This window comes from Brucella sp. LJL56 (genome assembly GCF_054871705.1).
In genome coordinates, this window is the sequence record NZ_JBTXLQ010000001.1 from 1,307,326 (window position 1) to 1,322,606 (window position 15,281).

Genomic DNA, 15,281 nt, shown 5'->3' on the forward strand with positions numbered 1-15,281 from the left:
AAAGCGGTTTTCGGGATGTGCGTAAAACTCAACGCGGAGCGCGTTTCGCCAGGATGCGCTGCAATGTACGGCGATGCATGTTGAGACGGCGCGCCGTCTCGGAAACATTACGCTCGCACATTTCATAGACGCGCTGGATATGTTCCCAGCGGACCCGGTCGGCAGACATCGGATTCTCCGGCGGCGCAACTTTTTCACCGGGACGGCGGGTCAATGCTGCAAAGACCTCATCCGCATCGGCAGGTTTCGACAGATAGTCGATGGCACCAAGCTTAACGGCATTCACAGCGGTTGCGATATTGCCGTATCCGGTGAGAACGATGGCGCGCGTGTCGGCACGGCGCGAGCGGATAGCTTCGATGATATCGAGACCGTTGCCATCGCCGAGCCGCATATCCACGACCGCATAGGCCGGGGCGGCGGCTTTGGCGGCGGCAATGCCTTCCTCAACCGATTCCGCAGTCGTCACCTGAAACCCCCGGCTCTCCATGGCACGGGCAAGGCGCTGCAAGAAGGGCTTGTCATCATCAACCAGAAGGAGGGTCGGATCGTTGCCTATGGCTTCGGTGTCTTCCTGCTTCAAGTCGTCCATCGGGTGCTTCCTGCCTGTATTTTTCTTTCCTTATTGATACCCCTGCGTCAAAAAGTCAAATAGCCATTGAATTGTTGAAGCAATTTCAACATTCGCGGAGGCGTAAGAAAAGTGCAAACCTTTGTATTTTCAGAATATTTTGAAATGTGGACACAAGGATTTGATCGTAGAATCGTGAGTATGCAGTTAGCCTGATTCAGACGGACCAGTATTCCCGTGCCTCGGCAGAGAGCTCTGCCAGAAAGTCATCCAGCTTCACTTGATCGATATGCATCCGAAGCGCCTTGGCAACGTCGTAAATAGCTGAATCTGGTGCGAAATTATGATCTCTACGCAGAGATTGTGCTTCACGGGTCAAGGCTTGTCGGCTCAGAAATGGTCGTTTCGCCTCGTCAATATCCCAGTTCTCTACAAAAATTGCGCGAAGAACCGGCGGCAATATCGCGGCAAAGCGAATCGCCTGACCGACATCGAGCCGGTGGCGGAAGGTGAGCAGAACGGCCTCCACCATCGTATAGGCCTGATTGCGTGTGGCGAGCCCTGCCTCATCCCGAGCCATATGGAGAAACTTGTCGAACTCTTGCGTTGCCCTCTGGATTTCAAGCGGGATCGTCATGCGGCATCCTTCTTCAGCCGGATGTGAATGCGGAACGCGGCCAAACCACTTTTACTTCCGCCCCCTGCCCCGGATTGCTTCGATTACGAAAAGCAATGTGTGCACCGGAACGTTCCAGCAGGGTTTTCGCGATGAACAGGCCGAGACCAAGCCCACCGCCATTGCGGGTGTTGTCGCGGCTCGTCATATAGGGCTCGCCGATACGATCGAGGATTTCCGGCTTGAAGCCGCTGCCGTCGTCCTGAATGGTCACGCTGACCTGATTATCCGTCCAGCCCCAGGTGACACTGACATTGCCGCGCGCGAAATCGACCGCGTTTTCCACCAGATTGCCCAAACCATAAAGCAGTCCGGGATTGCGTCGTGTGACAGGTTCGGGCATTGGCCCCGCTACCTTCTGCACCTCAATGGTGATACCGAAATTGCGGTGCGGCGCGATTACCTCCTCGATCAGTGAGGATAGCGGCAGCCGCGACATGTGTTCCTCATTTTCCGAGGAAAGGCTGGTCAGCCTTCGCAGAATTTCACGACAGCGCTGCGTCTGTGAATGTAGCAGCGCAATGTCTTCGCCAAGACCCGCGTCGACGGGATTCTTGGCATAGGAGCGCTGCATTTCCTTCACCACCAGCGCAATGGTGGCGAGCGGGGTGCCAAGCTCGTGGGCGGCGGCGGCGGCAAGTCCGTCCAATGCCGTCAGGTGATGCTCGCGCTGGAGAATGAGTTCTGCGGCGCTCAGCGCATCGCCAAGCTGGCGTGCTTCTTCGGCGATGCGATAGGCATAAACCCCGGTAAAGCCGAGCGCCGATGCGATCGCGCACCAGATACCGATGACAAACATAAATGGCAGGTTCAGTGTTTCGCCCGGATACCAGGGCAATGGCTCATGCTTGATAGTGAGAATGGAAGTACAGGCCACGACCAGCAAGGCCAGCACCAGCGTGTGCCGCGCGGACAGCGAGGTAGCCGAAATGATGACCGGCACGATCATTAGAACGACGAAGGGATTTTGAAGCCCACCCGTGAGATAGAGCAGGCCAGCCAATTGCAGGATATCGAAGGCCAGCACAAGGCTTGCCGCAGCCGGATTCAGCCGGTGATTGGTGGGGAAGCGAAATGCCAGATACAGATTGAGCCAGGCAGAGCAGGCAATCAGCGCAAAACAAATCCCGACGGCAAATGGAAACTGCAGGTAAAGTGCCACCAGCATGACGGCCGCCGTCTGCCCGGCTATGGCAAGCCAACGCACACGGACCAGCGTGGTCAGACGCGGCCGGCGCGAAAGATTGGAAGCGCGATTCTCGAATTCTGCGTGCATTGATCCCTCTATCTTGCCCCTTATGGGGCAAGCGCGGACTGGAATGCAAGCGGAACTGCGTTATCCGGTCGCAGGTGGTGAATGCAATTTTTATGTGGCGCGTTACGTTCCGCGCGGCTTGGCCCGGCGTGTTGCTTCCGCATTGGCGGGATCTTCCGGCCAGACGTGTTTTGGATAACGCCCACGCATATCAGACCGGACGTCAGCCCATGATCCTTTCCAGAATCCTGGAAGGTCACGGGTGATCTGGATCGGACGATGGGCTGGCGACAGAAGTTCCAGCAACAAGGGCACCTTGCCGTTGGCAATGGAGGGATGCACGCTCAGACCGAACAACTCCTGCACGCGAACTGCGAGCACCGGCTCTTCGGCATCATAGCGGATCGGAATATTTGATCCGGTCGGCACCGTGAAATGCGTCGGCGCAAGCTGATCAACACTGCGCTGGAGATCGAAGGGCACAAGACTCATCAGGCCATTTTTCAAAACATGACCCGGTATGCGGTCGAGCTGCGCTTCGCCCGTCAGGAAAGGCAACAGCCAGTCTTGCAGCGTTTCCAGCAGAGGCTCGTCTTCCATGGACGGCCAGAGATCGCCCAGACCTCGATAGAGCCAACCAAGACGACGGCGCAGAATATCGGCTTCCTTACCCCAGGGCAGGATGTCCAGTCCATTTTCGCGCACGGCGGCAATCACGCCTTCATCGGCGGCACTTCCCGATGGCGCGGCCAGCGGCTTTTCCGAAAGAGCTATTGCGCCGATGCGCACGGCTTCTCGCGCCCGCAATGCATTCTTTTCCGGATCATAGACCACCTGTCGTCCACTCTCGATCCGGTCGCCGAGGGCTGCACGAATCTCCGCCTCCGACACTTCCGCAGCCGAAAGAATGCGCGCGCGTCCTGCCTTGCCGGACATATCCGCCACCACCAGCCAGGGCGCGCGGCTGAGACTAATCGTGCTATCCACCTCCCCGCCGCGACCATTGGCAAGCAGAAACTGCCCGGTCTGCCCCCGCGCTCTGGCAATGCGGTCAGGATAGGCGTCGATCAGCATATGCCCCACGCTGGAACTGGCAGGTTCAGCTTTGTTCGGCACACTGGCGGCAAGTCGCCTCGCCAGCCCTTTGGCTCTTTGGCTGCGGTCCGAACGGTCGTTGCGAAAACGCGAGAAACGCGTGTCGAGATCGGTCTCGTTGCCGCCCAGACCACGCTCCGTCAGAAGCACCGCGAGTTCGGCAGCCTTCGAGGCTTCACCACGTTTGCCTGCCTCGGCCACCATGTGTGCAAGACGCGCAGGCAAGGCAAGCGAACGCATCGCTTCGCCGTCGGGGGTCAGACGCCCGGCCTCGTCCAGCGCTCCGAGCCGCTGCAACAAAGCGCGGGCTTCGTTCAGCGCCGGTTTCGGCGGCATATCGAGAAAGGCAAGCGTTGCCGGATCGGTTACGCCCCATGCGGCACTATCGAGTACAAGGCCCGACAAATCAGCTTCCAGAATTTCAGGTGGAGAGAAAGCGGGCAGCGCGGCTGTCTGTCCCTGATGCCAGAGGCGAATGGCGATGCCGGGCTCCGTACGCCCCGCGCGACCTGCACGCTGATCGGCGCTCGCCCGTGAGGTGCGCACTGTTTCCAGTCGTGTCAGACCAGTGGCAGGTTCGTATTTCGGCAGGCGGGCAAGGCCGCTGTCGATCACCACACGCACGCCATCAATCGTGATGGAGGTTTCGGCAATCGACGTTGCCAGAACCACCTTTCGCTTGCCGTCAGGTGCCGGTTTGATCGCCGCATCCTGATCGCGACCCTCCATCGCGCCATAAAGCGGGGCAAGCATCACATGTGCCGGCACGCGACCTTCAAGAAGACGAACCGTGCGCTCAATCTCGCCCTGCCCCGGCAGAAAAGCCAAAATGCTGCCCGTTTCATCTACCAGCGCGTCGCGAATGCTGCGCGCCATAGCGTCTTCGATACGCTCGTCCGCTTTTCGTTCCCTATAACTGATATCAACGGAGAAGGTCCGGCCCTCGCTTTCGATCACCGGCGCGTCACCCAGAAGTGCAGCCACACGTGCGCCGTCAAGCGTTGCCGACATGACGAGTATCTTGAGGTCGTCACGCAGTGCCGCCTGCACATCGAGCGCCAGCGCCAGTCCGAAATCCGCATCAAGGCTGCGTTCGTGGAATTCGTCGAAGAGAACCGCTGCAACGCCCTGCAGGTCAGGTTCGTCCAGGATCATGCGCGCAAAGACGCCCTCGGTGACGACGAGAATTTTGGTTTTCCCGGACACCTTGCTTTCAAGACGCATCCGGTAACCGACCGTTTGCCCAACCTCTTCGCCCAAAAGCTGCGCCATACGGCGGGCGGCTGCGCGTGCTGCCAAACGACGTGGTTCGAGCAGCACGATCATGCCGTCCTTGCGCCAATCCGCGTTCAGCATATGAATAGGCACCAGTGTCGTCTTGCCTGCACCGGGCGGCGCAACAAGAACCGCACTCGCATGATGCGCCAATGCCTCATCCAACTGAGGCAGAACTTGTGTCACAGGAAGATCGGGCAGGCTCGTCAAATTATTTTCCGTCAGATAAGGCGTCCGCTTTCGTGCTTATCACACAAGGAGTGCACATGATCCATATTCGAAAATCGAGCAAGGCCGATACGCCTGCACTTGTCGAAATCTGGCGCGCCAGCGTTCTGGCCACGCATGATTTCCTGAGCAGCGATGATTTTCTGGAAATCGAAAAGCTGGTGGCCGAGCAATATCTGCCGAATGTCGAAGTCTGGCTTATTGAAGATACCGGCAAGCCGGTCGGCTTCATGGGTATGAGTGCGCATCATATTGACAGCCTGTTCATCGCACCCGACCAGCGCGGCAAAGGCATCGGCAAACAGATGATAACACATGCAAAAACACTCGGCAGTCCGCTGACAGTCGATGTGAATGAGCAAAACCTGCAGGGCGTAGGCTTTTACCGGCATATGGGTTTTGTCGAAACCGGACGTTCGGAGACAGATGATCAGGGACGCCCCTATCCGCTGCTTCATCTGCGGCTGACCACCGCCAATTGACATACTCCCCCATAGTATATAGATTCCACTGAAATCGGGAGATTCCATGCCGCATTCACCGGAAGACAAGAAGCGCGCCTTGACGCGCCTGCGCCGCATTCGCGGACAGGCCGAAGCACTGGAGCGCGCGGTGGAGGCTGGCACGGAATGCGCAGCGTTGTTGCAGCAGATCGCGGCACTGCGGGGGGCTGCCAACGGGTTGATGGCGGAAGTACTGGAAAGTCATTTCCGCGAGACATTTGGGCAGGAAACCAAAGCTGATCCCGATACACAAATCGACGAAATCATGCGGATTCTACGCACCTACCTCAAATGAGTGCGTTGCTCTAAGATAGACTGAAAGGGAGAAACATCGTCATGAAATCACGCGCAGCCGTTGCGTGGGAGGCAAAAAAGCCGCTCACCATCGAAACAGTCGAGATTGGCGGTCCACGGGCTGGCGAAGTGCTGGTCGAAATCATGGCGACGGGTGTTTGCCATACAGATGCCTACACCCTTTCGGGTCTCGATTCCGAAGGCAAGTTCCCGGCCATCCTCGGTCATGAAGGCGCGGGCATCGTGCGCGAAGTGGGCGCTGGCGTGACCTCGGTCAAACCCGGCGACCATGTTATTCCGCTCTACACGCCGGAATGCCGCCAGTGCAAAACCTGCCTGTCACAGCGCTCTAACCTGTGCACCTCGATCCGCGCCACGCAAGGCCAGGGCCTGATGCCGGACAAGACGACGCGCTTCTCCTGCGATGGCGGCGAAGTGTTCCATTATATGGGCTGCTCGACCTTCTCGAACTTCACCGTTTTGCCGGAAATCGCTGTCGCCAAGGTGCGCGAAGACGCGCCTTTCGACAAGATCTGCTACATCGGCTGTGGTGTGACAACCGGCATCGGCGCGGTGATCTACACGGCAAAGGTTCGCCCCGGTTCCAATGTCGTTGTGTTCGGCCTCGGCGGTATCGGCCTCAATGTCATCCAGGGTGCCCGAATGGTCGGCGCAGACAAGATCATCGGCGTGGACATCAATCCCGCCAAGGTCGAGATGGCGAGGAAGTTCGGCATGACGGACTTCATCAACCCGCGCGAAATTGGCAATGACAAGGTGGTACAGGCCATTCAGGACCTGACCGACGGCGGCGCGGACTATTCCTTCGACGCCACCGGCAATACCGATGTCATGCGTCAGGCGCTGGAATGCTGCCATCGCGGTTGGGGTGAATCGATCATCATCGGCGTGGCGGAAGCGGGCAAGGAAATCGCCACGCGTCCGTTCCAACTGGTCACCGGACGCGTCTGGAAAGGCACTGCATTCGGCGGCGCGCGCGGGCGCACCGACGTGCCGAAGATCGTCGACTGGTATATGGAAGGCAAGATCAATATCGACGATCTCATCACCCACACCATGCCGCTCGATGAAATCAACACTGCCTTCGATCTCATGCATGAAGGCAAGTCCATCCGCTCGGTGATTGTCTACTGATGAGTGAAAAACTTCTCGTTTCCCAATGGGATGAAATCGACAACCTGACCCCGCGCGCACTTTATGCGATGCTGAAACTGCGCGTGGATGTCTTCGTGGTCGAGCAGAAATGTCCCTATCCGGAAATCGACGGCAAGGACGCCGAGGCGTTTCACTTGCGCATTCTCGACGGTGAGAAACTTGCAGCCAGCCTGCGAGTTCTACCGCCGGAACAGGCTGGCAAGCCGGTGAAAATCGGACGTGTCGTCGTGGCGCCGGATTATCGCGGCTACAAGCTCGGTCAGCGCCTGATGAAAGAGGCCGTCGATTTTGCTCATGCCCGCTTTCCAGGCATCGCGATTGAGCTTGGAGGCCAGAGCCATTTGCAGAAATTTTATGGCTCGTTCGGCTTCGTGGCGATTTCGGAAGAGTATCTCGAAGACGGCATTCCGCACATCGATATGCGATTGGAACCAAGGGAAACGGTTGCCTGATGTTTCTGCTGCGCCGCCATATGTCGTTCTATCTTGGCGCCCTTGGCGGTGCTGCAGCGTTCATCATTGCCTGGCTTCTTAAAAGCCCGCTTGCGCCGGTCATCGGGGCAAACTGCTTCTTCGTACTCTATCTGGGGCTGTCTGCCTCTGCCCTGCCGAAGCTCACGGCAAACTTTTTGAAGAAGCACGCGGCAAGCGCTGACGAGCCCGTCTGGATCATCTTTCTGGTGACCTTTGCAACGGTTCTCGTCGCAATCGTCTCTCTGTTTATTCTCATCAACAGCGAAACAAAGGCCGATACATTCTCGCTAGTCATGACACTTGCGTCTGTGCCACTCGGCTGGTTCACCATTCATATGATGACGGCCTTGCATTATGCGCACGTATATTGGCAGCCGGGTGAACCGGCAGGCGACGACACCAGCCATGCCAGCCGTTATCGCGGCGGCTTCGAATTCCCGGGAACAACGGAACCCTCCGGTTGGGATTTTGCCTATTTCGCCTATGTCATCGGCATGACGGCACAAACCTCCGACACGAGTGTGACGACATCTGCCATGCGCAGGGTCACGCTCCTGCACAGCATCGTCTCCTTCTTCTTCAACACCGTGCTGGTCGCCGCTTCTGTCAATGTTGCGGTAGCGCTCGGAAGCTGAACAAAACTGAGGTCTTTCATGGAAACCATTTCGACCGCCAAGTGCTTTGATGGAACGCAGGGTGTCTATCGCCACAAGAGCGAGACGAACCAGTGCGACATGACCTTTGCCGTCTTCCTGCCGCCGCAGGCCGCAACCGGACCGGTGCCGGTGCTTTGGTATCTCTCGGGCCTCACCTGCACACATCAGAATGTAATGGACAAGGGCGAATATCGGCAATTGGCCGCAGAATTGGGAATTGCCGTTATTTGCCCCGATACGAGCCCGCGCGGTGATGACATTCCGGATGAACCGGACAACTGGCAGTTCGGCAAGGGTGCCGGTTTTTATGTCGATGCGACCCAGGAACCCTTCGCCAAAAACTACCAGATGTACAGCTACGTCACCGAAGAACTGACCGATCTGGTAGGACGCGAATTTCCCCTCGATATGTCACTACAGGCAATCACTGGCCATTCCATGGGCGGACATGGCGCACTAACGATTGCGCTTAAGAACCCGGACCGTTTCAAATCGGCATCTGCCTTTGCACCCATCGTTCAGCCCTCGACGGCAGGCTGGTCCAGACCGGCGCTCGAAAAATATCTCGGACCGGAAGAACGGGCTTGGCGCGCCTATGATGCCACGCTTTTGATCGAAGACGGCTATCGGTTCCCGGAGTTTTTGGTCGATCAGGGCACTGCAGACGGCTTTCTCGATGACGGCTTGCGTCCATGGTTTCTGGAAGAGGCATGCAAGAAGGCAGGCATTCCCCTCACGCTCAATATGCGCGAGGGTTATGACCACTCCTATTTCTTCATATCGACCTTCATGGACGACCATTTGAAATGGCACGCCGAACGCCTCAAGAGCTAATCAGCGCTTCAAAACCTTCATCGGCAGACCGCCCTGAGGCTGGGTAGTGAGCTTCTGAACGGGCCATGGCTTCGTTGTGTCCAGCACCTCGAAGCGACGTCCGTCGAGCAGGATCGCCAGAGCAATGACTGCCTCCTGCAAGGCAAAGCTCGCTCCAATGCAGACACGCGGGCCTGCCCCGAAGGGCAAATACTGAAAGCGATCCAGCCTGTCGCGGTTCTCAGGCCAGAAACGTTCGGGCATGAAAGCCTCGGGCTGGTCCCAGTAGAGCCTATGGCGGTGAATCACCCACGGCATGACCAGTACGGTCGCGCCCTTCGGGATTGTAAGATCGTCATACTTATCGTCGGTTGCAGCCTCACGATTGATCGATGGTGCAGGCGGATAAAGCCGCATAGCTTCTTCAAAAGCCGCACGCGTGAAAGCCAGCGAGGCCAGCCAATCCTGCGGCGGCAGCTCCCGTCCACCTTTTGCAAAAAAGCCGTCGATTTCCACTTCAATACGTTCGCGCTCGCCGGGCGCCTTGGCAAGCAGATAGAGCGTCCAGCCAAGTGCACGAGCGGTCGTTTCGTGACCGGCACCAATGAACGTAATGATGTTGTCCTCAATCTCGGAACGACTCAGGCCGTCCGGTCCTTCGGCGCGCAAAAGCAAAGTGAGGAAATCGCTTGGAACGTCCTCGCCCTTGTCCATGCGGGTTTTACGCAGCGCGATGGTGTCGGAGACCAGCTCACGGAAGAATCCGAGCGATTGCTGCCCACGCAGACGCGTCAAGCGCGGCAGCCAGTCGGGTAGCCCCAAGAGGTCGAACGGATCGACCCGTCCCATGGTCTCGAACAGCTTGTCGATCTGATGGGCGAAATCGTTGGGATCGCCCGCGATCTCGCCTGAGAACAATGTTTCGGCCAGAATGTCATAGGTCAGGAGCGTCATGTCATGGGCGACATCGGTGATCGTACCGGAGGTCTTGTATCGCTCGGCGAACTGGCGCGACCGGTCACGCATGGCCTCGGCAAAACCACCGATATGGCGTGGCGTGAAAACCGGTGCCATGGCTTTTCGCGACCGCTTCCACACCTGACCCTCGGCGGTCAGCAGCCCGTCGCGCAACAAGGGGCGCAGCACACGCTGGCGAATGGCGGACATGGGATAATTGGCGGCATTGTCGACCAGCACATGACGGATCAGCCCCGGATCGTTGGCGATGATGGTTTTCATGCCGAACCAGCTAACGGAAATCCACCGCTCATTGTAGGACGGCTCGCCCCACAGCTCGAGCGGGTTTTTGTAAACAACCCGCATCATCTCGAAACGCCCGACCGGCTTTTCGCGCGGGCGCGGTGCAGGCGGTACAAATGGACCCGGTCTTTCGCTCATGACGTTCGCAATTTCCATCAAGCGTTCCTTTCGTCATAAAACAGGTCGAGAACGCCCCCGTCAAACCGGATATAAGCGCCAATTGTGGCGGTTCCGGAAGCCGCGCCGCACCGGGATCGCCTCCATATGGGCAGGCTACCGGAATCCCCGGTAAATTTACCGCCAAAATTTGGAAAAACAGCCGTTAGCACCTATATTAAAGCCATGTTTGTCGCGTGATTCGACATATCTTTGAAGCTGCATTCGCAGCGCGTTTTTCGAAAGATTTTCATGAGCGAGATGCCCGAGATGAATTCCGAAGCCCCCGCCGAATATGGCGCGGATTCCATTCGTGTTCTGAAAGGTCTGGATGCTGTTCGCAAGCGCCCCGGCATGTATATCGGTGACACGGATGACGGCTCCGGCCTGCATCATATGGTCTACGAGGTCGTGGACAATGCGATCGACGAAGCGCTGGCAGGACATGCCACGCTTGTAACGGTCTGCCTGAATGCTGACGGGTCTTGCACCGTGACCGATAACGGTCGCGGCATCCCGACCGACATCCATAAGGAAGAAGGCGTTTCGGCGGCCGAGGTCATCATGACCCAGCTCCACGCTGGCGGCAAGTTCGACCAGAATTCCTACAAGGTTTCCGGTGGCCTGCATGGCGTCGGCGTATCGGTAGTAAACGCGCTGTCGATCTGGCTGAAGCTGAAGATCCGCCGTGCTGGCAAAATCCATGAGATGAGCTTTACCCATGGCGTGGCCGATGCTCCGCTCGTGGTAACCGGTGATGCTGGTGCGGAGACGGGGACGGAAGTCAGCTTCCTGCCCTCGCCTGATACCTTCAGCATGGTCGAATTCGATTTCGACACGCTGGAGCGCCGCCTGCGCGAACTTGCGTTTCTCAATTCCGGCGTGCGCATCAAGCTCACCGACCGCCGCCATGCGGATGTCGTTGAGCATGAGTTGCACTATGATGGCGGGCTTGTGGAGTTCGTGAAATATATCGACCAGAGCAAAAAATCGCTTCTGGAAGAGCCGATCTATATCCGCAGTGAAAAAGACGGCATGACGGTTGAAGTCGCCATGTGGTGGAACGATTCCTACCACGAGAAGGTACTGTGCTTCACCAACAACATCCCGCAGCGCGACGGCGGCACGCATCTGGCCGGTTTCCGCGGCGCGCTGACCCGTCAGGTGACGGGCTATGCCGATGCTTCGGGCATGACCAAGAAGGAAAAGGTGCAGCTTACCGGCGATGACTGCCGCGAAGGCCTGACCGCCGTTCTTTCGGTCAAGGTTCCCGATCCGAAGTTCTCGTCGCAAACCAAGGACAAGCTGGTTTCCTCGGAAGTTCGCCCGGTTGTGGAAAGCCTCGTCAACGAAGCACTTTCCACATGGCTTGAAGAACATCCGGCTGGCGGCAAGATCGTGGTCGAAAAGGTCATTCAGGCCGCTGCTGCCCGTGAAGCCGCCCGCAAGGCACGCGACATCACCCGCAAGAGCAATCTGAGCGTGACGTCCTTGCCCGGCAAGCTTGCCGACTGTCAGGAGCGCGATCCGGCCAAGTCTGAAATCTTCATCGTTGAGGGTGACTCGGCAGGTGGTTCCGCCAAGAGCGGTCGTTCGCGCCAGAACCAGGCCATTCTGCCCCTGCGCGGCAAGATTCTGAATGTGGAACGCGTCCGCTTCGACCGCATGATCTCGTCCGACCAGGTCGGCACGCTCATTACCGCGCTCGGCACATCGATCGGCAAGGATGAGACGCACGGTTTCAATCCGGACAAGCTGCGCTACCACAAGATCATCATCATGACCGATGCTGACGTCGACGGCGCGCACATCCGTACATTGCTGTTGACCTTCTTCTTCCGGCAAATGCCGGAACTGATCGAACGCGGTCATATCTATATCGCGCAGCCGCCGCTCTATAAGGTATCGCGCGGCAAGTCCTCGCAATACATCAAGAACGAAGCCGCTTTCGAGGACTTCCTGATTGAAACAGGTCTTGAGGAAGCCACTCTGGAAATGGCAAGCGGCGAAGTTCGGGCCGGACCGGACCTGCGTTCGGTGGTGGAAGATGCCCGAACCATGCGTCAGCTTCTTGCCGGCCTTCACACGCGCTATGATCGTCGCGTGGTGGAACAGGCGGCCATTGCCGGGCTGCTCAATCCCGACGCTTCGAAAGACAATGCAACCGCACAGCGTTCTGCCGATATTGTTGCAAAGCGTCTCGACATGATCTCGGAAGAAACCGAGCGTGGCTGGACGGCCCGTGTGACGGACGATGGCGGCTACCTCTTTGAGCGCATGGTGCGCGGCGTAAAGGACGTTGCCATTCTCGACATGGCGCTGCTCGGTTCTGCCGATGCCCGCCAGATCGACCGCGTGGCTTCGCGCCTTTCGGAAGTTTTCGCCGAACCACCAGTACTGCGTCGCAAGGACAAGGTGGAGACGCTTTCCGGTCCGATGGCCCTTCTCGATGCAATCTTTGCGACGGGCCGCAAGGGCCTGACCCTGCAGCGCTACAAAGGCCTGGGCGAAATGAACGCCGAGCAGCTTTGGGAAACCACGCTCGATCCGAATGTGCGTTCGCTGCTGCAGGTGAAGGTGACGGATGCAACCGATGCGGATTCACTGTTCACCCGCCTGATGGGCGATGAGGTGGAACCGCGACGTGAATTCATCCAGGAAAACGCACTGAGCGTTGCCAATCTCGACGTTTGATAAGGAAAAACCCCGAAAGGCCGGATAGCTTTTCGGGGGGGTGCCAGTAAAAAGCCCCGGAAATCCGGGGCTTTTTCATTTCTAATTATTTATTCGCCGCGACGCTTCTTGCTGTAACCGCCGCCTTCAGGCTTTTTGCCGCCCTTCTTGAAGCCGTCTTTCTTGAAGTCGTCCCCGCGGGAAAAATCACGTGGCTTGTCCCACTTATCGCCCTTCGAACGGTCGCCTTTATAGCCATCGCTCTTATAGCCGTCCCGGAAGCCACCTTCCTTGAACTTATCACCGCGTGGCTTGAAGCCACCCTTGCCTTCACGCGGAGTGGCGTCGCCCCCTGCACCTGCAACGGCAGTGCGGATCACAAGACCCTTTTCGCCGGTGCCGCGTTCTTCGACCGAACGGCGGAACTCATCAGCCTTCGAGGCCGTGATTTCGAAGCGGGTTTCATTGTCGAAAATCTTGATCGAGCCGACATCGCGCTTGGAAACATCGCCCGCCTTGCAGATGAGCGGAAGCAGCCATTTCGGATCGGCGCGATGCTTGCGACCGGCAGAAACCGAGAACCACACGCCATCGAACGATGCATTACGGTCGAAGCGTTCACCCGGTTCGCCGCGCTCACGGCGTTCGAAACGATCACCGCGATCTGAACGCTCGCCTTTTTCAAAACGATCTCTTGGCCTCTTGCCGCCAACCGGATGCACCGGTGCATCGGAAACTTCTTCCGCCGCCGGATAGGAAGCCACTTCGCGGTTGAGAAAAGCGGCGGCAATCTGTTCCGGCGTATAACGCTCGGTCAGCGCCTTCAGAAGATCCTGATATTCTTCTTCAACGGATTGGTTGAAGACTTCCGCGTTCAAAATGCGCTCATTGGTCTTGGCCTGAACCGCAGCAATGCTCGGTGCCGGAACCGTCTGCGCGTCGAGCTTGGCCATCTGCAAAAGACGCTCGGCAGTACGGCGGCGCGAGAACGGCACGACCAGAACACAGGTGCCCTTGCGACCCGCACGGCCTGTGCGGCCTGAACGGTGCAGCATCGTTTCAGGATTGTTCGGCAGATCGGCGTGAACAACAAGGTCGAGATTGGGCAGATCGATACCGCGTGCGGCAACATCGGTTGCAACGCAGACGCGGGCGCGACCGTCACGCATTGCCTGCAATGCGTTGTTGCGTTCGGTCTGGCTCAACTCGCCCGACAGAGCAACCACGGCAAAGCCGCGATTGGAAAGCCGGCTTGCCATGTGCTTCACCGCTTCACGGGTCGAGCAGAAAATGATCGAGTTCTGTGAATCGTAATAGAGCAGCGTGTTGATGATCGCGTGGTCGCGCTCATGCGGCGGCACCGGCATGGCGACATAGTCGATGTCGGCGTGCTGGCTGGTTTCGCTCTGAACTGTCAGGCGCAGCGCGTCGTTCTGGAAACGCTTGGCAAGCTGGGCAATCGGCTTTGGCACGGTTGCCGAGAACATCAGCGTGCGGCGGTCTTCCGGCGCTTCACCGAGAATGAATTCGAGATCCTCGCGGAACCCCATGTCGAGCATTTCGTCGGCCTCATCGAGGACGACGACGCGAAGCTCGGACATATCGAGCGCATTGCGGGTGATATGGTCGCGCAGGCGGCCGGGCGTGCCGACAACGATATGCGAACCGCGCTCAAGCGCACGGCGCTCGGTGCGTATATCCATGCCGCCAACGCAGGATGCGATGCGCGCACCAGTATCGGCATAAAGCCATTCCAGTTCGCGGCGCACCTGAAGCGCCAATTCGCGCGTCGGTGCGATGATCATGGCAAGCGGGCTACCTGCATCACCGAAACGCAGCTCGTCTTCGAGGATGGTGTTGGCCATGGAAAGGCCGAAAGCAACCGTCTTTCCCGATCCGGTCTGTGCGGAAACGAGAAGATCGGCATCGAGCGTTTCAGGCGCCAGGACAGCGTTTTGAACGGCAGTAAGCGTATTGTAACCGCGAGCGGCTAATGCTCCGGACAGAGCCGGAGCGATGGTTTCGGGCAAAGACATGAACCACTTTCACGAAAAAAGCTTCTCAAGTCGTATACCCATCGGTCGTGAACCCACTTGTTCACGACTCCCCTGACGACCACCGAAGCAACAGAATTGATGCTTCCCTATAGGGTTAGCATCGTGAGGTCAACCGGGAGA

Annotated in this window: 13 protein-coding genes; 7 read left to right on the forward strand and 6 right to left on the reverse strand. The window is 58.0% G+C overall.

What is annotated here, in order from left to right; translation table 11 throughout:
- Positions 1 to 28: 28 nt before the first annotated feature.
- The 4 genes from regA to hrpB form a co-directional block, all read right to left on the reverse strand.
- Complete coding sequence (gene regA / locus ACYSN1_RS06325) at positions 29 to 592, reverse strand: global response regulator transcription factor RegA (RefSeq protein WP_006465866.1); 564 nt, start codon at positions 590 to 592, stop codon at positions 29 to 31.
- 196 nt (positions 593 to 788) lie between these two features.
- Positions 789 to 1,208: a DUF2267 domain-containing protein gene (locus tag ACYSN1_RS06330; protein WP_461724871.1), complete on the reverse strand. Its 420-nt coding sequence runs from the start codon at positions 1,206 to 1,208 to the stop codon at positions 789 to 791.
- A 13-nt stretch (positions 1,209 to 1,221) separates the two neighbouring features.
- A complete protein-coding gene (locus ACYSN1_RS06335) occupies positions 1,222 to 2,523 on the reverse strand; it encodes an ActS/PrrB/RegB family redox-sensitive histidine kinase (protein ID WP_461724872.1) in 1,302 nt (433 codons plus the stop codon).
- Between the two features lie 102 nt (positions 2,524 to 2,625).
- Entirely contained in the window at positions 2,626 to 5,082 is a 2,457-nt protein-coding gene (gene hrpB, locus ACYSN1_RS06340; protein WP_461724873.1) for an ATP-dependent helicase HrpB, read from the reverse strand.
- 56 nt (positions 5,083 to 5,138) lie between these two features.
- On the opposite strand from hrpB, the gene ACYSN1_RS06345 reads away from it, so the two are divergent.
- Genes ACYSN1_RS06345 through fghA form a run of 6 tightly spaced genes read left to right on the forward strand, consistent with a single transcriptional unit; the run spans position 5,139 to position 9,036 of the window.
- A complete protein-coding gene (locus tag ACYSN1_RS06345) occupies positions 5,139 to 5,582 on the forward strand; it encodes an acetyltransferase (protein ID WP_461724874.1) in 444 nt (147 codons plus the stop codon).
- 46 nt (positions 5,583 to 5,628) lie between these two features.
- On the forward strand, positions 5,629 to 5,898 hold the full coding sequence (locus tag ACYSN1_RS06350) for a metal/formaldehyde-sensitive transcriptional repressor (RefSeq protein WP_010657981.1): 270 nt from the start codon (positions 5,629 to 5,631) through the stop codon (positions 5,896 to 5,898).
- Positions 5,899 to 5,939: 41 nt separating this feature from the next.
- Entirely contained in the window at positions 5,940 to 7,052 is a 1,113-nt protein-coding gene (locus ACYSN1_RS06355) for an S-(hydroxymethyl)glutathione dehydrogenase/class III alcohol dehydrogenase (RefSeq protein WP_461724875.1), read from the forward strand.
- The gene (locus ACYSN1_RS06360; RefSeq protein ID WP_461724876.1) at positions 7,052 to 7,525 is read left to right on the forward strand and encodes a GNAT family N-acetyltransferase; all 474 of its coding nucleotides are present in this window, start codon (positions 7,052 to 7,054) and stop codon (positions 7,523 to 7,525) included. The genes ACYSN1_RS06355 and ACYSN1_RS06360 overlap by 1 nt, the downstream gene beginning before the upstream one ends.
- On the forward strand, positions 7,525 to 8,181 hold the full coding sequence (locus ACYSN1_RS06365) for a DUF1345 domain-containing protein (protein WP_461724877.1): 657 nt from the start codon (positions 7,525 to 7,527) through the stop codon (positions 8,179 to 8,181). Before ACYSN1_RS06360 ends, ACYSN1_RS06365 begins: the two co-directional genes overlap by 1 nt.
- Positions 8,182 to 8,199: 18 nt before the next feature.
- Positions 8,200 to 9,036, forward strand: coding sequence for an S-formylglutathione hydrolase (fghA, locus tag ACYSN1_RS06370; RefSeq protein ID WP_461724878.1), 837 nt, complete (start codon positions 8,200 to 8,202; stop codon positions 9,034 to 9,036).
- Here the strand turns inward: fghA and ACYSN1_RS06375 are convergent, their stop codons facing one another.
- Positions 9,037 to 10,413, reverse strand: a complete 1,377-nt coding sequence (locus ACYSN1_RS06375) for a cytochrome P450 (protein WP_461724879.1) — start codon at positions 10,411 to 10,413, stop codon at positions 9,037 to 9,039.
- A 270-nt stretch (positions 10,414 to 10,683) separates the two neighbouring features.
- Between ACYSN1_RS06375 and gyrB the strand changes: the two genes are divergently transcribed.
- Positions 10,684 to 13,125 carry a DNA topoisomerase (ATP-hydrolyzing) subunit B gene (gene gyrB, locus ACYSN1_RS06380; RefSeq protein ID WP_461724880.1) on the forward strand — a complete coding sequence of 814 codons (2,442 nt, stop codon included), beginning with the start codon at positions 10,684 to 10,686 and terminating at the stop codon, positions 13,123 to 13,125.
- An 89-nt stretch (positions 13,126 to 13,214) separates the two neighbouring features.
- On the opposite strand, the gene ACYSN1_RS06385 is transcribed toward gyrB, so the two are convergent.
- Entirely contained in the window at positions 13,215 to 15,140 is a 1,926-nt protein-coding gene (locus ACYSN1_RS06385; protein WP_461724881.1) for a DEAD/DEAH box helicase, read from the reverse strand.
- Between the last annotated feature and the right edge of the window lie 141 nt (positions 15,141 to 15,281).